This window comes from Polaromonas sp., from assembly GCF_012927485.1.
In the GTDB taxonomy this organism is placed as follows: Bacteria; Pseudomonadota; Gammaproteobacteria; order Burkholderiales; family Burkholderiaceae_C; genus Polaromonas.
The window spans coordinates 268,471-288,711 of sequence record NZ_JABBPC010000036.1 but is presented as its reverse complement, the minus strand read 5'-3'; the positions used below and the strand labels follow the sequence as shown (position 1 = coordinate 288,711).

The window sequence follows — 20,241 nt, the reverse complement described above, 5'->3', positions numbered from 1 at the left end:
CGCGATTGTCGGGCGGCCGCCTTGCGTTATGCCCAACCCTCCCGCCCAAGGTGCCCAAAAAATGCTTGAAGGTTAGAGCCGGACCGGAATACCGCGCTCGGCCAGGCGCTGCTTGGCCTGCAGTATGGTGTACTCACCATAATGAAAAATACTCGCCGCCAGCACCGCATCGGCATGGCCGATTTGCACGCCGTCGGCCAGATGATCGAGGTTGCCGACCCCGCCCGACGCAATCACCGGCACACTGACGGCGTCGCTTACCGCGCGGGTTAGCGCCAGGTCAAAGCCCGATTTGGTGCCGTCGCGGTCCATGCTGGTCAGCAAAATCTCGCCCGCACCGCGCCGCGCCATCTCAATGGCCCAGGCAACGGCGTCGAGCCCGGTGTTTTTGCGGCCACCATGGCTGTATACATCCCAGCCCGGGCCACGCGTTTTGGCGTCTTCTTCGCTGCGGCGCTTCGCGTCAATGGCGACCACGATGCACTGGGCACCGTATTTATTGGAGGCATCCTCGATCACCTGCGGGTTGGCAATCGCGGCGGAATTAAAGCTCGTCTTATCCGCCCCGGCATTGAGCAGGCGGCGCACGTCGTCAACTGTGCGCACCCCACCACCGACCGTCAGAGGAATAAACACCTGGGAAGCCACTGCTTCGATGATGTGCAAGATAAGGTCGCGGCCGTCGCTGGTGGCAGTGATGTCCAGAAAAGTAAGTTCGTCAGCACCCTGGTCGTTGTAGCGGGCGGCAATTTCAACCGGGTCGCCAGCGTCACGCAGTTCGACAAAATTAACGCCTTTTACGACGCGACCACCGGTCACGTCAAGGCAGGGGATGATGCGTTTGGCGAGCATGCTGAAAATGGTTACGGATCGGGCGAACGATTAGCCGTTGAGCTCGTCGGCGCGCGTCTGAGCCGCTTCAAAATTCAGATCACCGCTGTAAATCGAGCGGCCGCAGATGACACCTTCCACGCCTTCATCTTCAACCGCGCACAACGCTTCGATATCGGCCATGTTCGACAGGCCTCCCGAAGCGATGACTGGAATCGTCAGCGCCTGTGCAAGTTTGACGGTGGCTTCAATATTGATGCCACTCAGCATGCCGTCGCGGCCAATGTCCGTGTAAATAATGGATTCGACGCCGTAGTCTTGAAACTTTTTGCCCAAATCCACCACTTCGTGGCCGGTAAGCTTGCTCCAGCCGTCGGTGGCGACTTTGCCGTCTTTGGCATCCAGCCCGACGATGATGTGACCGCCGAAAGCGGTGCAGGCGTCCTGCAGAAAACCCGGATTTTTCACCGCGGCGGTGCCGATAATGACGTAGCGCAGGCCGGCGTCCAGATAACGCTCTATGGTGTCCAGATCGCGAATGCCGCCGCCCAGCTGGACATCAATTTCGTTGCCCACTTCCGCGAGGATGCGCTTGATGGCGAGTTCGTTCTTGGGCTTACCCGCAAACGCGCCGTTCAGATCCACTAAGTGCAGGCGGCGGGCACCTTTACTAACCCAGCTACGCGCCATGGCGGCCGGATCTTCGCTGAAAATCGTGGATTGATCCATGTCGCCCTGTTTGAGGCGAACGCAGTGACCATCTTTCAAGTCAATCGCGGGAATGAGTAGCATGTTGGGGTAAAAAGGAAACAAGTAAGAAGGTTAAAAAACGATTCCCCCTGGGTCCTCGGGGTGCAATCGGCCAGGTCCAGGATTCAGGGCGTCCAATGCAGGAAATTACGATACAGGGCCAGTCCATGGTCGGCACTTTTCTCAGGGTGGAACTGGGTCGCAAAAATATTATCGCGTGCAATCGCTGCGGCAAAGCGCGCGCCGTAGTCCACTTGGCCGGCAATGTGGCGCGCATCAGACGGGCGGGCGTAAAAACTATGGACGAAATAGAAATAGGCTCCGTCAGGTACTCCCGCCCATAGGGGATGCGGTGAACCGGCCGACAAGGTCTGGTAAACCTGGTTCCAGCCCATTTGCGGCACCTTGTAGCGGCTGCCATCTGGCTGGATTCTTCCCGCCAGATCGAATTTAACGACGTCGCCATGGATCAGCCCCAAACCGGGCGTTCCCGATGCCGAAGCCCCCTCGTGGCTGGTGTCCAGCAGCATCTGCATGCCGACGCACACCCCAAACAGCGGTTTGTGCGCTGCTGCATGCAGCACAGCCTCTTGCAGCCCCGATTCGGCGAGGGCGCGCATACAGTCGTGCATGGCGCCTTGGCCTGGGAGCACCACGCGGTCAGCGCTCAGCACGTCTTGCGGGCGCGAAGTGACCACCACTTCGTAGCCGCTGCCTTGCGCCACCCGCTGAACGGCTTGCGACACCGAGCGCAGATTGCCCGAACCGTAATCAACCACCGCAACTGTTTTTAAATTAGCCATTCAACGGAAAAAGAGGAATAAAAAAATACTTGCTATTATTTTAATAGCCCACTAGGCCCGGTTTACGAAAGACTTAGCTGTTAAATAGACCGGACCAAAAGGCATCGCGCGATCATTTCTTATTTGCGGCTTTTACAGCGAGCCCTTGGTCGAAGGAATCACGCCCGCCGCACGCGGATCAATTTCCAGTGCCATGCGCAGGGCTCTAGCAAAGGCCTTGAACACCGTTTCCGCCTGGTGGTGAGCATTTTCGCCTTTCAGGTTGTCAATGTGCAGCGTCACAAAAGCATGGTTGACAAAGCCATGGAAGAATTCATAGGCGAGCTGACTATCAAACGTGCCGATCATGCCGCTCTTGAACGGCACCTGCATGCTCAGGCCGGGACGACCAGAGAAATCCACCACGACGCGAGACAGCGCCTCGTCAAGCGGCACATAGGCGTGACCGTAGCGGCGCAGGCCTTTTTTGTCGCCAACGGCTTTGGCCACGGCCTGCCCGAAAGTAATGCCAACATCTTCTACTGTGTGGTGACCGTCGATATGCAGGTCCCCTTCGGCATGAATGTCCAGATCGATCAGGCCATGGCGGGCGATCTGATCCAGCATGTGATCAAAAAATCCAATGCCCGTTGACAGTTTGGCAAGGCCCGTTCCGTCCAGATTGAGCTTGACGGTGATTTTAGTCTCGGCAGTGTTGCGCGAGACCTCTGCGGTACGCGGAGCCTTGGAAAGGACAGGAATAAGAGTCGTCATAGTGATTCTTCAAGGGCAAATAGCATGGCCAAATTTTCTTGGACAGTACCCACTGTCAGTCGCAAACAATTGTCGAGCAATGAATGCATTTTAGAAACGTTTTTGACCAGCACCTTACGTTCGCGCATGCCTTCAAAGGTTGGGGTAGCCCGATCACCGTTGCCCAAGATGCGCACCAGGATCATATTGGCGTCGCTTTTCCAGGCTTTGACTCCCTTCATGGCGCCCAGCGCTTCGAGCAGCATGGTGCGCTGAGCGACAAGCTCCTGCGCTTGGCTCGCAAACACGTCCTGGTGCTCCAGCGCAAAGAGGGCGCACTCGTAATTGAGCACGCTGATGTTGTACGGCGGCCGCACCTTGTCGACCTCGGCAATCAGGGCTTTCGGCCCCATCAAATAGCCAAGGCGTACACCGGCCAGCCCGAACTTGCTCAGGGTGCGCAGCAGCAGCACATGCCGGTGTTTGGCAATCCGGTCGATATAACTCTTGCTCGAAAACGGTTGGTAGGCCTCGTCCATCACGACCAGGCCGCCTTGCAAGCCGACGGCGTTAATGATTTTCTCGATCACTGTGTCGTCCCACAGGTTGGCCGTGGGATTGTTCGGGTAGGCCAAGTAGGTAACGGACGGCTTGTGCTGGGCAATGGCGGACAGCATCGCCGCTTCGTCGAGCTCAAAGTCGGCCGTCAGCGGCACGCCGAAAAACTTCAGGCCTTGCAGCTTTGCGCTCATGCCGTACATCACAAAGCCGGGCACCGGCGCGAGGATGGCGCCGCCTTCAACATCGCAGGCCATCGCGAGCAGCGAAATCAGTTCGTCCGAGCCATTGCCCAGCATGAGATCAAAGCCCTCGGGCATCTCGGCATACTTTGCTAAGGCATCGCGCAAGTCATTGATGCGCCCATCCGGATAACGGTTCAGTGCGAGCGCACCGAGTCGCTGCCCCAAATGCGCCTGCAAAGCCGCCGGCAAACTATGGGGGTTTTCCATCGCGTCGAGCTTGACCATGCCAGCCGAATCCTGAATGGCGTACGCCTGCATGGACTGAACATCCTGGCGAATTAATTTTTTGAGTTTCGGATCAAGCGGGGAATCGAGCACCGTCATTTGTTCACCCTCCTATCAGGAACAGGCTGCATACGCATCTCTGCCGCGCGGGCATGCGCCTGCAAGCCTTCGCCATAAGCAAGTTCAGCGGCAATTTTTCCTAGGGTCTGGGCACCGGCCTCGCTAACCTCGATCAAGCTGGAACGTTTTTGAAAGTCATACACGCCCAGCGGACTGGAGAAGCGCGCGGTGCCGCTGGTGGGCAAGACATGGTTGGGGCCAGCGCAATAGTCACCCAGGCTTTCGCTGGTGTAGGCACCCAGAAAAATAGCGCCGGCGTGTTTCAGGAGTGGCTCCCAGCGGTGTGGGTCGTTGCTTGAAACTTCCAGATGCTCCGGTGCAATGCGGTTGCTGATCTCGCAGGCCTCTTCCATGCTGCGCGTGTGGATCAGCGCGCCCCGATCATTCAGGGACTTGGCAATAATGTCGGCACGCGGCATGGAAGGCAGCAGGCGATTGATTGCAGCCTGCACCTGCTCAATATAGGCGGAGTCTGGGCACAGCAGAATGCTTTGCGCCAGCTCATCGTGCTCGGCTTGACTGAACAAGTCCATCGCCACCCAGTCGGCGGGCGTACTGCCATCTGCCAACACCAAAATCTCGGACGGTCCGGCAATCATGTCGATGCCTACCATGCCAAACACGCGGCGCTTGGCGGCCGCCACATAGGCGTTGCCGGGACCGGTAATTTTGTCCACGGCAGAAATGGTGGCGGTTCCGTAGGCCAGTGCGGCCACGGCTTGCGCACCGCCAATGGTGAAAACCCGGGTCACCCCAGCGATGTACGCGGCAGCCAGTACCAACGCATTTTTTTCGCCCTTCGGCGTCGGCACCACCATGATAATTTCAGCCACGCCGGCGACATGGGCGGGGATGGCATTCATCAGCACCGTTGAGGGGTAGGCTGCCTTGCCCCCGGGCACATAAATGCCGACCCGGTCCAGCGGCGTGACCTTCTGGCCCAGCAGCGTGCCGTCTTCGTCGCGGTAGCTCCAACTTTCGCCATTGGCCTTTTTCTGCGCCTCATGGTAGCTGCGGACACGCCCGGCGGCCTGCTGCAAAGCGCCCCGCTGAGCCGCTGGAATGGTCTCGAAAGCGACTTTCAATTCAGCTTGCGTGAGTTCCAGCGCGCTCACCGAGGCAGCGTTCAAGCCATCGAAGCGGGCGCTGTATTCCAGCACCGCCGCATCGCCGCGTTGTTCCACGTCGGCCAAAATCTCGGCAACCCGTTGTTCGATCGCTGCATCGGTATCCGCAGACCAATGCAGCCGCGCTTTGAGCTCAGCATCAAAAGTGCTCGTTGCAGTTGACAGGCGGACAGGAGAAGCTACTAAATTCATAGCATTAGGAGTGATGAGTTATTGGGCAACTGCCAAGGAAAAAGCATCAATGAGTTTGCGCAGGGGCGCCTGATTAAGTTTGAGCGCAGTCTGGTTAACGACCAGGTGGGAACTGATCTCCATGATGCGCTCGACCTCCACCAAATGGTTGGCCTTGAGCGTGTTGCCTGTCGAAACCAGGTCAACGATTGCATCAGCCAGTCCCGTGAGCGGTGCCAGCTCCATGCTGCCGTAGAGCTTGATTAAATCGACGTGAACGCCTTTTGTGGCGAAAAAATCCCGGGCAATGGCGACGTACTTGGTCGCCACTTTCAAACGAGACCCCTGTTTCACGGCGGCGGCGTAATCAAACCCCTGGCGTACCGCCACACTAATGCGGCACTTCGCGATTCGCAGATCCAGCGGCTGATATAAACCCTGACTGCCGGATTCAAGCAACGTGTCCTTGCCGACAACACCCAAATCGGCGCCCCCGTATTGAACATAGGTCGGAACATCGGTGGCACGAACCAGGACTACACGTAAATCCGGCTGATTGGTATCGAGGATTAACTTGCGAGATTTTTCCGGATCGTCGAGCACTTCGATGCCTGCGCTCTTGAGCAGCGGCAAAATGTCGTCAAAGATCCGTCCTTTAGACAGGGCGAGCGTAATCAAAATAGCCTCTCCAGAAATGCCAGCGAGATGGATGCAACAAAGCGAACACAGGCGGTGCGGCGCACGATGCGATAAGCGTCGGTAGTCATTTCACTCGCTCAATATCAGCGCCCAGGCCGCGCAGCTTGGCCTCCATCCGGTCGTAGCCCCGATCAAGATGGTAAATGCGGTCTATCACGGTTTCGCCTTGAGCGACCAGCCCGGCAATCACCAGGCTGGCAGAGGCGCGCAAATCGGTGGCCATCACAGTGGCGCCAGAGAATTTTTCGACGCCTTCGATCACCGCGACCTTGCCTTCGATCTGAATCTTTGCGCCCAGCCGGACCATCTCATTAACGTGCATGAAGCGGTTTTCAAAAATCGTCTCCGTCACGGTGCTGGTGCCCTGCGCAATGGCGTTCAAGGCCATGAACTGCGCTTGCATATCGGTCGGAAAACCGGGGTATTCGGTGGTGCGGAAAGACTGCGCCTTGAGGCGGCCTTGGGCCCGGATGCGGATAAAACCATCGCCCGCCGTCACAGTAGCCCCTGCCTCGCGCAGTTTGTCGATCACTGCGTCAAGGTGATCAGCTCGCCCATGCTTCAGGATGACGTCGCCGCCAGCGGCTGCGACTGCGCACAGGAAGGTGCCGGTTTCTATGCGGTCTGCTACCACCTGATGGGTGCAGCCGTGAAGGCGATCTACGCCGTTAATGCGGATACGACGTGTGCCGTGACCTTCAATGTTTGCCCCCATCTTGATGAGCATCGCGGCCAAATCGCCAATCTCGGGCTCCTGCGCCGCATTTTCGAGAATGGTTTCGCCCTCGGCCAGGCTAGCCGCCATCAGGAAGTTTTCAGTGCCCGTCACAGTGACCATGTCGGTCGTGATGTTCGCGCCCTTCAGACGGCTCCGGCCCGCCGGAAATTTGGCCAGCATGTACCCGTGCTCGACCGCGATCTCGGCCCCCATCGCTTGCAAGCCCCTGATGTGTTGGTCCACGGGCCGCGAGCCGATCGCGCAGCCGCCGGGCAGCGACACCCGGGCTTTGCCGAAGCGCGCAAGCAGCGGACCGAGCGCCAAAACAGAAGCGCGCATGGTTTTTACCAATTCGTAAGGCGCTTCGGGTGAGTTCAATTCACCCGCGTTGATAGTGACGGTGCTGGGCTCAATTAGGCTGCGATCAGCGGCCACGCCCATATTGCGAATCAACTTGAGCATGGTGGCCACATCTTGCAGGCGCGGAACGTTCTTCAGCGTCACGGCTTCTGCGGTCAGCAAGGCGGCACACAGCTCCGGAAGCGCGGCGTTCTTGGCCCCGGAAATGTCGACGGTGCCGGCCAGCGACCGGCCGCCCCTGATGCGTAGTTTGTCCATGTCTTTTATTCAGCCTGGTTGGCGGCCCACTCGGCCGGCGTGAAGGTTTTCATAGACAGGGCGTGCACTTCATCGGCCTGCATACGCGCGCCCAGCGTGGCGTACACCTGCTGGTGACGCTGGATTCGGCGCTGGCCCTCAAAAGCGCTCGAGACGATGGTGGCATACCAGTGCCGACCATCGCCCGACAGATCAATGTGTTCGCACGGCAGACCTGCCGCAATAATGATTTGAAGTTCTTCGCTGGTCATGGTGTTTCGATCTTCCGTTAATGTCTGATTTTGTAGCCCGTGCGCAGCATGTTGACCGCTGCAGCGCTCACGATAAGCAACGCAGCCACCACAATGCCCAGGCTTAGCCAAGGTGATACGTCACTCACCCCAAAAAATCCGTAGCGAAAGCCGTCAATCATGTAAAAAAATGGATTCAGGCGGCTCACCTTTTGCCAAAATGGCGGTAGCGAATGAATGGAATAAAACACCCCGCTCAAAAAAGTCATGGGCATGACTACAAAATTCTGGAAGGTGGCCATCTGATCGAATTTCTCTGACCACAGACCGGCGATCACCCCCAGCGCACCCAGCATGGAGGCCCCGAGAATTGCAAACACCACGATCCAGAGCGGCGCTTCAAAGCCGGGCTGGCCAAAAAACACCGTCACGGCAAACACCCCCGCGCCGACCAGCAATCCCCGCGCCACCGAAGAGCCGACGTAGGCAAAAAACCAATGCCAGTGCGACAGTGGCGTGAGCAGGACAAACACCAGGCTACCCATAATTTTGCTCTGAATCAGCGAAGAAGAACTGTTGGCAAAAGCGTTTTGCAGCACGCTCATCATGACCAGTCCAGGTACCAGAAAAGCGGTGTAACTGACTTGGTCATACACCTTGACCTGTCCTTGAAGCACATGACCGAAAATCAGCATGTACAACACAGCCGTCAATACCGGCGCACCTACAGTCTGGATGCCGACTTTCCAGAAACGAAGAACTTCTTTATAAAAAAGGGTTTGCCAACCAGTCATTTCGCGGCTCCAGCCAAGTCAAGGTCGTCAGCAACCACAGGTTCTTTCGCTGACTCGTCGTTCATCACATCCAGAAATACGTCTTCCAAATCAGCCTTGCGGATTTCCACGTCTTCCGCCACCAACCCCGCCTCGCGAAGAGCGGCCAGGTACTGCTCAATTTCATAGGCGTTGTGCGCTGGAAACTGAACGATCCGGCCGGTCACCCGGGCCTGGGCCGCCAAGTGCGGAGGTAATTCGCTGTCAATTTTGAAGCGGAGCACATTCGACGAGGCCGCTTTCAGCAACTCTGACGTCTCGGCCAACGCCACCACGCGCCCCTGCTTCAGCATGGCTATTCGGTTGCATAGAGCCTCCGCCTCTTCAAGGTAGTGCGTCGTCAATAAGACGGTGCTGCCCTGCCGGTTTAGTTTGGCGATGAACTGCCACAAGGTTTGGCGCAACTCCACATCGACGCCAGCGGTGGGCTCGTCGAGCACAATGACCTGAGGTTTATGTACCAGCGCTTGCGCTACCAGCACGCGACGCTTCATGCCGCCCGAGAGTTGGCGCATGTTGGCATCGGCCTTATCCGTCAGCCCGAGACTCGACAAGAGTTCGTCAATCCAAGCGTCGTTGTTTTTGATGCCGAAATAGCCCGACTGAATGCGCAAGGCCTCGCGCACCGTAAAAAACGGATCAAACACCAATTCTTGAGGCACGACGCCGAGCATCCGTCGCGCGTTGGCATAGTCTGTAACAACATCACTGCCATGCACCTGGACGGAGCCGCTGGTGGCCCGGGACAGGCCCGCTAGGATACTAATAAGTGTGGTTTTCCCGGCCCCGTTAGGACCCAACAAGCCGAAAAACTCGCCCTTCTGGATATCGAAGCTCACATGGTCGAGCGCTCGTACGAGCGGGCCGGTCTGACCGCGCGCCGAGGGGTAGGTTTTGGAGACGGATTGGAATGAAATAGCTGGCATTAACCCACCATTTTACGGGCTGCCTTCACATTCACCTGTCCGGGCCTCCGAAGGCCCCATGCAGACGCAGACCCCAGCGGCGAATTCTCCCCCAATGAGACTCAAGCAGCGACAGCGGGCGTGGCAGGAATCAGCGCAGCAACCCCATAGAGGGTGGCCAACTCAAGCAGCCGTGCGGGCGCTCCCTGCACGTAGAAGCTTTTGCCCGCAGCCAAAGCCTGGCGCCGGCATTCCAGCAACACGGCCAGGGCCGACGAGTCGAACTGCTTCAACGCGTTGGCATCAACCACCACCTCAGCCGGTTCGGACTGCACGGCCTGTTTCAACCCGACAGCGAACTTCGCCGCCAAGTCATGCGTCAATATTGAAGGGAGTGTTACCACGGCAGATTGCTGGTTCAAGACTTCGGGATACCCGCGTTGGACTTGTTGCGCTGCGCAAGCGATGCAATCAGACCATCCACACCTTTTGCGGTAATTTCCTGGGCAAATTGAGCGCGGTAGGTTTCCACCATCCAAACACCCAGCACGTTGAGGTCATATATTTTCCAGCCTCCCGCTGTTTTCTCCATGCGGTAATCCAGCTGAATCGGCTCACCCCGACCGACGACTTCGGTTCGCACCACGACCTCTGAATCGGTCGGCCCTGCGCGCGATGGCTTGACGTTGAGGCTTTGATCCTTGACCTGTGACAAGGCGCCGGAGTAGGTGCGAATCAGCAGTGTCTTGAATTCTTCCTGCAGACGCGTTTTCTGCTCGGCCGTCGCTTGACGCCAATTGCGACCTACCGCGGAGGCGGTCATCCGCGTAAAGTTCACGTTGGGCATGACCTTGCTGTCAACCAGCGCAATCAGCTTCGACATGTCGCCGGCTTTGATGGCCTTATCCGACTTGATGTTGTCCAAGACTTCATTAGAGACCCGCTTGATCAGCGCATCCGGCGACTCATCGGCGGCGCGAACAAAGGGGGAAGATACCAGTAGCGCCAGGCTGAGCGAGGCAGTCAATAACCGGCCAAGAGTTCTACGATTCATAATTTTCCTTCGATAGGGAAGCGTTTGTGGTCGACATCGTTGCATGACTATCATGCAACGCCTGCTGAAAACCAGTTCTTCTCCAGTTATTTTGGGTATTGTTTTCGGGCAGAAGATGAAGTTTTAGCGCAGTTTTGTAAAGCTTGCTTGAGGCCGTTCTTTACTTGACTGCGGGATCCGGAACTGCTGGCGCCCCTGCGCCCGGTGCGGCCTCTGGCAGGTCGTAACGCTCCTCGGGCGCTCCGGCCGTGCTCCCATTGGGGCGACTATGGCGCTGCAGGTAGATGTCGCGCGCAAAACTGTATTTATCCAGGGATGCCTGCTCAAGTAAGTCACCTGCGCTGAGCAGGCTGGCTCGCTTATCCACTGCCCGCAAGGTAATCAGCGAATTACGGACAGGGATGTTATGGGACCGGTCCACAAGATCCCCTTGGGTGTCTACCAGCGATCCGACCGAATCACGCACAGTGGAAGGTCCCAACAAAGGCAATACCAGATAAGGACCGGAAGCCACACCCCAATACCCCAGCGTCCTGCCAAAGTCTTCACTGTGCTTGGGGATTTTCATCTCGCTGGCGACGTCGAAAATTCCACCCAAGCCCCACAGTGTATTGACGGTTACGCGGAAAAGACTGTCTGCGGCGGCTTCAGGCTTGAACTGCAGCAAGTTGTTTGCCACCGACCAGACATCAGAAATATTTCCAAAAAAACTAGCGACGCCCGTGCGAATCGGCGCCGGCGTAACGTCCTTGTACACGGTCGCCACAGGTTTGAGTACCGCCCGGTCCACGCCGTCGTTGAAATTAAACACCGTCCGGTTCAACGGTTCAAGCGGATCGGCCGGATTGGCATTCGGCCCGGTAGCGCAACCTTGCAAGAGGGCCAGCACTAGCGCCGCCGCGGCCCAGCCTAGTGGTTTATTCGTGATTTGCGTCGTCATTTTTTCTCTGCTGTCCCTGATGGCGGTGCAGCCCCCGATCCAGAACTGCTTTCCGCCGCTTTGCTAAACAAAAACTGGCCGATCAAATTTTCAAGTACCACGGCCGACTGGGTTTGTTTGATCACGTCACCCGCAACAAGATTTTTTTCATCCATGCCCGGTTCCACACCGATATATTGCTCACCAAGCAGGCCGCTTGTGAGAATTTTGAGCGAACTGTCTTTGGGGAATCTGTAACGGCCTTCTATAGCCAGCGTAACACGCGCCTGGAAGGTCTTGTCGTCAAAGGTGATTGACTCCACACGGCCCACGACAACCCCGCTGCTGCGTACCGCAGCCTTGGATTTCAGACCGCCAATATTGTCGAAATGGGCTTCAATTCGGTAAGTCGACTGAAAATTCAGATTTAGCAAATTAGCAGCCTGCAGCGCGAGAAACAAGATGGCCGCAGCGCCGATAAGGACAAACAAGCCCACCCACACATCGATCTTTGAGCGTTGCACCACACTCTCCTTAATTAGTAAACATCATCGCGGTCAGGATGAAATCCAGACCCAGAACCGCCAGGGAAGCCACGACCACCGTACGCGTCGTGGCGCTTGCCACCCCCTCCGGTGTGGCTTGCGCCTCGAAACCTTGCATCAGGGCAATAAAAGTCACGGCAAAGCCGAAAACGATACTCTTGACAATGCCGTTTCCGACATCTTTCCAGACATCGACACCGCCCTGAATCTGGCTCCAGAACGAGCCCGCGTCCACGCCGATCATCAGCACGCCGACGACCCAGCCGCCAATAATGCCCATGGCGCTGAACACAGCGGCCAGCAAAGGCATGGTAATAACACCTGCCCAAAAACGGGGTGCCAAAATGCGTTGCACCGGGTCCACCGCCATCATTTCCATGACGCTGATCTGCTCACCCGCCTTCATCAATCCGATCTCGGCTGTCAACGAGGTCCCTGCCCGTCCGGCGAATAGCAGCGCGGTCACCACCGGGCCAAGTTCCCGGACCAGGGTCAGCGTCACCAACAAGCCCAATGCATCTGAAGAACCAAATCGCTGCAAGGTGTAATACCCTTGCAGACCGAAGACGAAACCGACAAACAGCCCGGACACCGCGATGATGACCAACGAGTAATTGCCGAGAAAATGGATCTGGTCACGCACCAAACCAAAACGCCGAAAACTCGAACCAATCGAGGCGAGGAGCTTCAAAAAAAGCCGAGCGCCGTAACCCAGGTTAACCAGTTTGCTGCGCGTAGCGAGGCCCACATCCGAGGGTTTGTACCAGCTCATGATGAAACCTTCGCGCTATGGGATGCGGACTTGACATCGAGACCGAAGTCTTCCTCAACCGTCACTCCAGGATAATGAAAACGGACGGGACCGTCTGGCAACGCATTCACATACTGATAGACCAGCGGGTCAGTGCTTTTGCGCACCTCGTCGGGTGTCCCTTCGATAGCGATTTTCCCGTTGGCCAGGATGACTACGTGGTCCGCAATGCCGAAAGTCTGCTCCAGTTCGTGCGACACAAAGAGGCTAGTCAATCCCATCGTGTCATTGAGTTGACGAATGAGTCGTGCCGAAGTGCCCAGAGAAATTGGATCAAGTCCGGAAAAGGGTTCGTCATACATGACCAGATCGGGGTCGAGGGCAATCGCGCGCGCCAACGCAATACGACGCGCCATGCCCCCCGACACTTCGCTGGGCATAAGGTCACGCGCGCCACGCAAGCCCACCGCATTGAGTTTCATCAGCACAATGTCACGAATCAGGGCTTCGGGTAAATCGGTATGCTCGCGCAGCGGAAAGGCAACGTTCTCAAACACGCTCAGGTCGGCAAATAGAGCGCCAAACTGAAACAGCATGCCCATGCGCCGCCGCGCGGCGTAGAGCTGCGGTTGCTTCATGGGGGTAACGTCCTGGCCGTCGAACAAAAGTTGTCCAGACTGTGCATGATTCTGGCCGCCAATCAAGCGGAGGATGGTCGTCTTGCCGCCACCAGAGGCTCCCATCAATGCCGTGACCTTGCCCCGAGGCACCGACAGTGAAATGTCGTCCAGAATGATGCGCTCCCCGTACCCGAAGGTCAGGTGACGCAATTCAACAAGGGATTGGGTGGAAGATGAAGCCATAGAAAGAAAAAATCCGGGTTTCTCCGGATTGTGGATCATAAGGGATTACGCGACTTCAGCGCGGAAGATCACTGTACCCCATCAAAAACTCGTCAACGGAGCGAGCGGCCTGGCGGCCTTCGCGAATCGCCCACACCACCAGGCTTTGACCGCGACGAATATCACCTGCTGCAAACACCTTGGACACGTTGGTGGCATAGCCACCCGCGAAGTCAGTACTCGCCTTGGCGTTACCGCGGTTATCCTTCTCAATGCCGAAGGCCTCCAGAACCGAAGCGACAGGCGAGACAAACCCCATGGCGAGCAATACCAAGTCCGCTTTCAGGATTTGCTCGGAACCTAGCACCTCGACCATCTTGCCGTCTTTCCACTCGACCCGCACCGTTTTGAGACCCGTGACTTTTCCCTTTTCACCCATCAGTTCCTTGGTCGAAATGGCAAACTCGCGGTCGCAGCCTTCCTGGTGACTGGAACTGGTTCGCAATTTGATCGGCCAATAGGGCCAAGTCATGGGGCGATTCTCTTCTTCAGGCGGCTGCGGCATCAGTTCAAACTGCGTCACGCTGGCCGCGCCATGGCGGTTGCTGGTGCCCACGCAGTCGGAACCTGTGTCGCCGCCGCCAATCACGATCACATGCTTGCCATCAGCCCGAAGCTGGCCTTTGACTTTGTCCCCGGCATTAATCTTGTTTTGCTGCGGTAAAAATTCCATCGCAAAGTGCACACCGTTCAAGTCGCGGCCGGGCACGGGCAGATCACGGGACTGTTCAGCGCCGCCAGTCAGAATGACGGCGTCGAAGTCTTTTTTAAGTTGTTCCGGGCTGATGGTCTCTTTGGCCCAGTTGGTTACTTTGGAGTCTTTGGTAAGACGACCCACCATCACGCCGGTTCTGAACTTCACACCTTCGGCCTGCATCTGCTCAACCCTGCGATCGATGTGAATTTTTTCCATTTTGAAGTCAGGAATGCCGTAGCGCAGCAAGCCGCCGATGCGATCGTTTTTCTCAAACAACGTCACCTCATGGCCAGCGCGAGACAGTTGCTGCGCAGCGGCCATGCCGGCAGGACCGGACCCCACCACGGCCACCTTTTTTCCGCTTTTGTGCTTCGGTAACTGGGGCGTGACCCAGCCCTCCAACCAGGCGCGGTCAATGATGGCGTGCTCAATCGATTTGATTCCCACCGCATCGTTGTTGACGTTGAGCGTGCAAGCAGCCTCACACGGCGCGGGACAGATGCGGCCGGTGAATTCCGGAAAGTTGTTGGTGCTGTGCAATGTGTCAATTGCATTTTTCCAGTCGCCACGAAACACCATGTCGTTGAAATCGGGAATGATGTTATTGACGGGGCAGCCGTTGTTGCAAAACGGTGTGCCGCAGTCCATACATCGCGCCGCTTGCTTATTGGCCTGGGCATGGTCCAGGCCAATGACAAATTCCTTGTAACTTTTCAAGCGCTCCGTGATCGGCCTGTAGCCTTCTTCAATGCGCTCGTATTCCATGAAGCCGGTAATTTTTCCCATGATGAGTCCTCTGCGATTTTTTAAGCGTTCTACGCTGTTGGCGCTCTGAGAGTGGGTGCAAACAGCTATTAATACAATAGCAAAAAAGGGGAGGCCTTACTTGGCCAGCACCGCTTCCTGATTGGTGGCAACCTGCGCGCGCGTGGTCTCGGTCGCCGCGTCCAGTCGGCGCTCCTTGCGCTCAATCAAGGCCCGTTTGTACTCATTGGGGAACACTTTCACGAACTTCAAGCGCGATTCGTTCCAGTGGTCCAGCAGCTCTCTGGCACGCTTGCTGCCGGTCCAGCGGTTGTGCTCTTGCAACAGGCGTTTGAGCAGCTCTTCATCGCTTTCGCCAGTATGCAAGTCCGCCTTGTCATGGCTGTGCTGCTCGGCAGTGGTCACCACACGGTCCATCGACACCATGGAGGTGTTGCAACGCGTTGCAAACTGTCCGTCTTCGTCATAGACATAGGCCACGCCACCGCTCATCCCCGCGGCAAAGTTACGGCCAGTCTTGCCGAGCACGACCACCGTGCCGCCGGTCATGTATTCGCAGCCATGGTCACCCGTGCCTTCCACCACGGCGGTCGCACCCGACAGGCGAACGGCAAAACGTTCACCCGCGACTCCACTGAAAAAGGCTTCGCCAGTGGTGGCACCATAAAGCACCGTGTTGCCGACAATGGTGTTTTTGACGGCATCACCGCGGAAGTCGATACTAGGCCGCACCACGATGCGACCCCCCGAGAGACCCTTGCCGGTGTAGTCGTTCGCGTCGCCAATCAGGTAAAGCGTGATGCCTTTGGCGAGGAAGGCCCCAAAGGACTGGCCGCCCGTCCCCTCGAGCTGGATGCGCAAGGTGTCGTCGGGCAAACCTTCAGGGCGCATGCGCGTCAATTCGCCGGACAACATGGCGCCCACGGTTCGGTTGACGTTCCGCGCAACCTCGATGAACTGAACTTTCTCCCCCTTTTCGAGGGCCGCTCTTGATTTTTCAATCAGGCGAATGTCGAGTGCTTTTTCGAGCCCGTGGTCTTGCTCCATCACATGCCTGCGCGGCACATCGGCTGGCACATGGGGTTGATAGAACAGACGGCTAAAGTCCAGGCCGCTGGCCTTCCAATGTGAAATGCCTTTTTGTGTATCCAGCAGGTCGGCGCGGCCAATCAGGTCATCGAACTTGCGCACCCCCAGTTGGGCCATGAGCTGGCGCGCTTCCTCGGCGACAAAAAAGAAGTAATTGACCACATGCTCAGGCTTGCCACTGAATTTTTGACGCAATACCGGGTCTTGCGTTGCCACGCCCACCGGGCAGGTATTGAGATGGCATTTGCGCATCATGATGCAGCCTTCGACCACCAGCGGCGCCGTGGCAAAGCCGAATTCGTCGGCCCCCAACAGCCCGCCGATGACCACGTCGCGACCGGTTTTCATCTGGCCGTCAGCCTGAACCCGAATACGGCCGCGCAATCGGTTGAGTACCAGCGTCTGCTGGGTTTCAGCCAGGCCAATTTCCCAAGGAGAGCCTGCATGCTTTATGGACGACCAGGGCGATGCGCCCGTGCCTCCGTCATGGCCGGCAATGACCACGTGGTCAGACTTGGCCTTGGCCACGCCTGCCGCAATCGTCCCCACGCCGACTTCGCTGACCAGCTTGACGCTGATGCTGGCACGCGGGTTGACGTTTTTCAAGTCGTGGATCAACTGCGCGAGGTCCTCGATCGAGTAGATGTCGTGATGGGGCGGTGGCGAAATCAAGCCCACTCCCGGCACCGAGTAGCGCAGGCTACCGATGTATTCACTCACCTTGCCGCCTGGCAGCTGACCGCCCTCACCGGGCTTGGCACCCTGCGCCATCTTGATCTGGATCTGGTCAGCCGATACCAAATACTCGGTGGTAACCCCAAAGCGGCCCGAAGCGACCTGCTTGATACGCGAACGTAGTGAATCACCGTCCTGCAAAGGCAGATCGACCTCGACCTGCTTGGGACCGATCACGCTTTTCAGCGTCTCTCCCTTTTTGATCGGAATGCCCTTGAGTTCCTGGCGATAGCGGTTTGGATCCTCTCCGCCCTCACCGGTGTTGCTCTTGCCGCCAATGCGATTCATGGCCACAGCCAAAGTAGCATGCGCTTCGGTGCTGATCGAGCCCAACGACATGGCACCCGTTACGAACCGTTTGACGATTTCCTTGGCGGACTCGACCTCATCAATCGGGATCGCTTTGCTGGGGTCAATCTTGAATTCGAACAAACCACGCAAGGTCATGTGGCGGCGATTCTGGTCGTTGATCAGCTGGGCATACTCTTTGTAGGTATTCCAGTTATTCGAACGCGTGGAATGCTGCAGTTTGGCAATCGCGTCAGGCGTCCACATGTGGTCTTCGCCGCGTACGCGCCAGGCGTATTCACCGCCTGCATCGAGCATATTGGCCAGCACCGGATCTTCACTAAAGGCGGCCTTGTGCATGCGCAAGGCTTCCTCTGCAATCTCGAACACACCCATGCCCTCGACCTGACTGGCCGTGCCCGTAAAGAATTTGTCCACGGTTTCGCGGTTCAGACCAATCGCCTCGAACAACTGGGCACCGCAATAGCTCATGTAAGTCGACACCCCCATCTTGGACATGATCTTGGAAAGACCTTTGCCAACCGCTTTGGTGTAGTTGTAAATTGCCTTGTCGGTGTTCAAGTCGCCCGGAAGTCCCCGGGACAGCTCGGCCAGTGTCTCCATGGCGAGGTAGGGATGAACCGCTTCTGCGCCATACCCTGCGAGCACGGCAAAGTGGTGCACTTCTCTCGCGGAACCGGTCTCAACCACCAGCCCTGCGGTGGTGCGCAAGCCCTCTTTCACCAAGTGCTGGTGAATGGCTGAAAGTGCCAGCACAGCCGGAATGGCAACCTGGCTTGCACTCACGGCCCGGTCACTCACGATCAGGATATTTTTTCCGCCTTTGATGGCATCCACCGCTTCAGCGCACAGGGATGCAAGTTTGGCCTCCACCCCTTCATGGCCCCAAACCAGCGGATAGGTGATGTCCAGGGTGTAGCTCTTGAACTTGCCCTGGGTGTGTGCTTCGATATCGCGCAGTTTTTGCATGTTGGCGCAGTTCAGCACGGGCTGACTGACTTCCAGGCGCATGGGCGGGTTGACCTGGTTGATGTCGAGCAGGTTGGGTTTGGGTCCGACGAAGGACACCAGCGACATCACGATGGCTTCGCGAATCGGGTCAATCGGCGGGTTGGTGACCTGCGCGAACAATTGCTTGAAGTAGTTATAGAGCGGCTTGTTCCGATTCGACAGCACGGCCAGCGGACTGTCATTGCCCATGGAGCCGGTAGCTTCCTCGCCATTGATGGCCATGGGTGATATCAGGAATTTGATATCTTCCTGGGTGTAGCCAAAAGCCTGCTGGCGGTCCAGCAGCGAAGCCGCCGGCAAAGTCGGGGTTTTGGAAGCGACTGATGCGGTCGGCGCTTCGCTGGGGACATCATCCAGCTTGATGCGCAGGTTTTCAATCCACTGCTTGTAAGGCTTGCTGTTGGCCAGCGTCGCCTTGATCTCCTCATCGTCCACCATGCGACCTTGCTCCAGATCGATCAGGAACATTTTGCCGGGCTGCAAACGCCACTTGCGCACAATTTTGTGTTCGGGAATCGGCAACACACCTGATTCAGAGGCCATGATGACCAGATCATCATCGGTCACGCAATAACGCGATGGACGCAGGCCATTGCGGTCCAACGTCGCACCAATCTGACGGCCGTCGGTGAACACGATAGACGCTGGACCGTCCCACGGTTCCAGCATGGCCGCATGGTATTCGTAAAAAGCCTTGCGGCGCTCGTCCATGCTGGTGTGCTGCTCCCAGGGCTCGGGAATCATCATCATCACGGCCTGGCTGATGGGGTAACCCGCCATGGTCAGCAGCTCAAGGCAATTGTCAAAGGTGGCGGTATCGGATTGGCCGGCGAAGGTGATTGGGTAAAGTTTTTGTAGATCGGCGCCGAGCACGGGTGAGGACATCACGCCTTCGCGTGCCCTCATCCAGTTGTAGTTCCCCTTGACGGTGTTGATCTCACCGTTGTGCGCAACATAGCGATAGGGATGCGCCAGCGGCCACTCTGGAAAGGTGTTGGTCGAAAAACGCTGGTGCACCAGACCCAGCGCCGAAACGCAGCGGGTATCCGTTAGATCCCGGTAGTAAGTGCCTACCTGCGTGGCCAGCAACAAGCCTTTGTAAACCACTGTGCGGCTGGACATGCTGGGGACGTAATACTCTTTGCTGTGCGTGAGGTGCAGTTTCTGAACGGCCGCGCTGGCAGTTTTGCGAATCACGTACAGCTTGCGTTCCAGCGCGTCCTGAACAATTACGTCATTGCCGCGGCCAATGAATATCTGCCGAAGAATGGGTTCCTTTTCGCGCACCGTGGGCGACATGGGCATCTCGCGGTTAACCGGTACATCGCGCCAGCCGAGCAGCATTTGGCCCTCGGCCTTGACAGCGCGTTCCAACGCCTGCTGGCATGCCAGACGGGACGCGTGTTCTTTGGGTAAAAACACCATGCCGACGCCATATTCTCCCGGAGGGGGCAGGTTAACGCCTTGTTTAGCCATCTCTTCCCGGTAGAGGGCATCGGGCAATTGAATCAGTATGCCGGCGCCGTCGCCCATTAACTTGTCAGCGCCCACTGCCCCCCGGTGATCAAGGTTTTCAAGGATTTTAAGACCCTGCTGGACGATGGCATGGCTTTTGTGACCTTTGATGTGCGCGACAAATCCGACGCCGCACGCATCGTGCTCATTGGCGCCAGCATACAAACCGTGTTGTTCAAAGTGCTTAATTTCTGCAGCCGTGGTCATGGCAATTCCTCATCGTTTGGAAGACAAAAGCGGCGCAGCGGGCGCGCATCACTCCTTCCCCCAGGGTTCATAATTTTTCACAGAATACACAGCATAGTGCACCGCAACAATATCACCAAGCACTTTAATAAGGGTCAGATTCTAATTAATGACCGCGAAAACACCATAAACTTTAAT

19 protein-coding genes are annotated in these 20,241 nt (G+C 57.1%); all 19 read right to left on the bottom strand.

The window, feature by feature from the left end; all coding sequences use genetic code 11:
* Positions 1-72: 72 nt before the first annotated feature.
* Positions 73-852 (bottom strand): imidazole glycerol phosphate synthase subunit HisF, encoded by a 780-nt coding sequence (hisF, locus tag HHJ16_RS16355; RefSeq protein ID WP_296902323.1) that lies wholly within the window; start codon positions 850-852, stop codon positions 73-75.
* A gap of 30 nt (positions 853-882) precedes the next feature.
* Positions 883-1,623 carry a 1-(5-phosphoribosyl)-5-[(5-phosphoribosylamino)methylideneamino]imidazole-4-carboxamide isomerase gene (gene hisA, locus HHJ16_RS16350; RefSeq protein WP_296902321.1) on the bottom strand — a complete coding sequence of 247 codons (741 nt, stop codon included), beginning with the start codon at positions 1,621-1,623 and terminating at the stop codon, positions 883-885.
* 83 nt (positions 1,624-1,706) lie between these two features.
* Entirely contained in the window at positions 1,707-2,384 is a 678-nt protein-coding gene (hisH, locus tag HHJ16_RS16345) for an imidazole glycerol phosphate synthase subunit HisH (RefSeq protein ID WP_296902320.1), read from the bottom strand.
* A 132-nt stretch (positions 2,385-2,516) separates the two neighbouring features.
* On the bottom strand, positions 2,517-3,137 hold the full coding sequence (hisB, locus tag HHJ16_RS16340) for an imidazoleglycerol-phosphate dehydratase HisB (protein WP_296902318.1): 621 nt from the start codon (positions 3,135-3,137) through the stop codon (positions 2,517-2,519).
* On the bottom strand, positions 3,134-4,243 hold the full coding sequence (hisC, locus tag HHJ16_RS16335) for a histidinol-phosphate transaminase (protein ID WP_296902317.1): 1,110 nt from the start codon (positions 4,241-4,243) through the stop codon (positions 3,134-3,136). The genes hisB and hisC overlap by 4 nt, the downstream gene beginning before the upstream one ends.
* Complete coding sequence (gene hisD / locus HHJ16_RS16330) at positions 4,240-5,583, bottom strand: histidinol dehydrogenase (RefSeq protein ID WP_296902315.1); 1,344 nt, start codon at positions 5,581-5,583, stop codon at positions 4,240-4,242. Before hisD ends, hisC begins: the two co-directional genes overlap by 4 nt.
* 18 nt (positions 5,584-5,601) lie before the next feature.
* Entirely contained in the window at positions 5,602-6,240 is a 639-nt protein-coding gene (gene hisG / locus HHJ16_RS16325) for an ATP phosphoribosyltransferase (protein ID WP_296902313.1), read from the bottom strand.
* Positions 6,241-6,325: 85 nt separating this feature from the next.
* Complete coding sequence (gene murA, locus HHJ16_RS16320) at positions 6,326-7,597, bottom strand: UDP-N-acetylglucosamine 1-carboxyvinyltransferase (RefSeq protein WP_296902311.1); 1,272 nt, start codon at positions 7,595-7,597, stop codon at positions 6,326-6,328.
* A 5-nt stretch (positions 7,598-7,602) separates the two neighbouring features.
* Complete coding sequence (locus HHJ16_RS16315; RefSeq protein WP_296902309.1) at positions 7,603-7,848, bottom strand: BolA family protein; 246 nt, start codon at positions 7,846-7,848, stop codon at positions 7,603-7,605.
* A 17-nt stretch (positions 7,849-7,865) separates the two neighbouring features.
* Positions 7,866-8,621, bottom strand: coding sequence for an ABC transporter permease (locus tag HHJ16_RS16310; protein ID WP_296902307.1), 756 nt, complete (start codon positions 8,619-8,621; stop codon positions 7,866-7,868).
* The gene (locus HHJ16_RS16305; protein ID WP_296902306.1) at positions 8,618-9,586 is read right to left on the bottom strand and encodes an ABC transporter ATP-binding protein; all 969 of its coding nucleotides are present in this window, start codon (positions 9,584-9,586) and stop codon (positions 8,618-8,620) included. Before HHJ16_RS16305 ends, HHJ16_RS16310 begins: the two co-directional genes overlap by 4 nt.
* A gap of 101 nt (positions 9,587-9,687) precedes the next feature.
* Positions 9,688-9,969, bottom strand: coding sequence for an STAS domain-containing protein (locus HHJ16_RS16300; RefSeq protein WP_296902304.1), 282 nt, complete (start codon positions 9,967-9,969; stop codon positions 9,688-9,690).
* A gap of 14 nt (positions 9,970-9,983) precedes the next feature.
* The gene (locus tag HHJ16_RS16295; protein WP_296902302.1) at positions 9,984-10,619 is read right to left on the bottom strand and encodes a phospholipid-binding protein MlaC; all 636 of its coding nucleotides are present in this window, start codon (positions 10,617-10,619) and stop codon (positions 9,984-9,986) included.
* Between the two features lie 160 nt (positions 10,620-10,779).
* Positions 10,780-11,559, bottom strand: a complete 780-nt coding sequence (locus HHJ16_RS16290; protein WP_296902301.1) for a VacJ family lipoprotein — start codon at positions 11,557-11,559, stop codon at positions 10,780-10,782.
* Positions 11,556-12,062 carry an outer membrane lipid asymmetry maintenance protein MlaD gene (gene mlaD, locus HHJ16_RS16285; RefSeq protein ID WP_296902299.1) on the bottom strand — a complete coding sequence of 169 codons (507 nt, stop codon included), beginning with the start codon at positions 12,060-12,062 and terminating at the stop codon, positions 11,556-11,558. The genes HHJ16_RS16290 and mlaD overlap by 4 nt, the downstream gene beginning before the upstream one ends.
* A gap of 10 nt (positions 12,063-12,072) precedes the next feature.
* Positions 12,073-12,855 (bottom strand): lipid asymmetry maintenance ABC transporter permease subunit MlaE, encoded by a 783-nt coding sequence (mlaE, locus tag HHJ16_RS16280; RefSeq protein WP_296902298.1) that lies wholly within the window; start codon positions 12,853-12,855, stop codon positions 12,073-12,075.
* Entirely contained in the window at positions 12,852-13,697 is an 846-nt protein-coding gene (locus tag HHJ16_RS16275; RefSeq protein WP_296902296.1) for an ABC transporter ATP-binding protein, read from the bottom strand. Before HHJ16_RS16275 ends, mlaE begins: the two co-directional genes overlap by 4 nt.
* A 55-nt stretch (positions 13,698-13,752) precedes the next feature.
* A complete protein-coding gene (locus tag HHJ16_RS16270) occupies positions 13,753-15,219 on the bottom strand; it encodes a glutamate synthase subunit beta (protein ID WP_296902294.1) in 1,467 nt (488 codons plus the stop codon).
* A 96-nt stretch (positions 15,220-15,315) separates the two neighbouring features.
* Entirely contained in the window at positions 15,316-20,064 is a 4,749-nt protein-coding gene (locus HHJ16_RS16265) for a glutamate synthase-related protein (RefSeq protein ID WP_296902292.1), read from the bottom strand.
* Between the last annotated feature and the right edge of the window lie 177 nt (positions 20,065-20,241).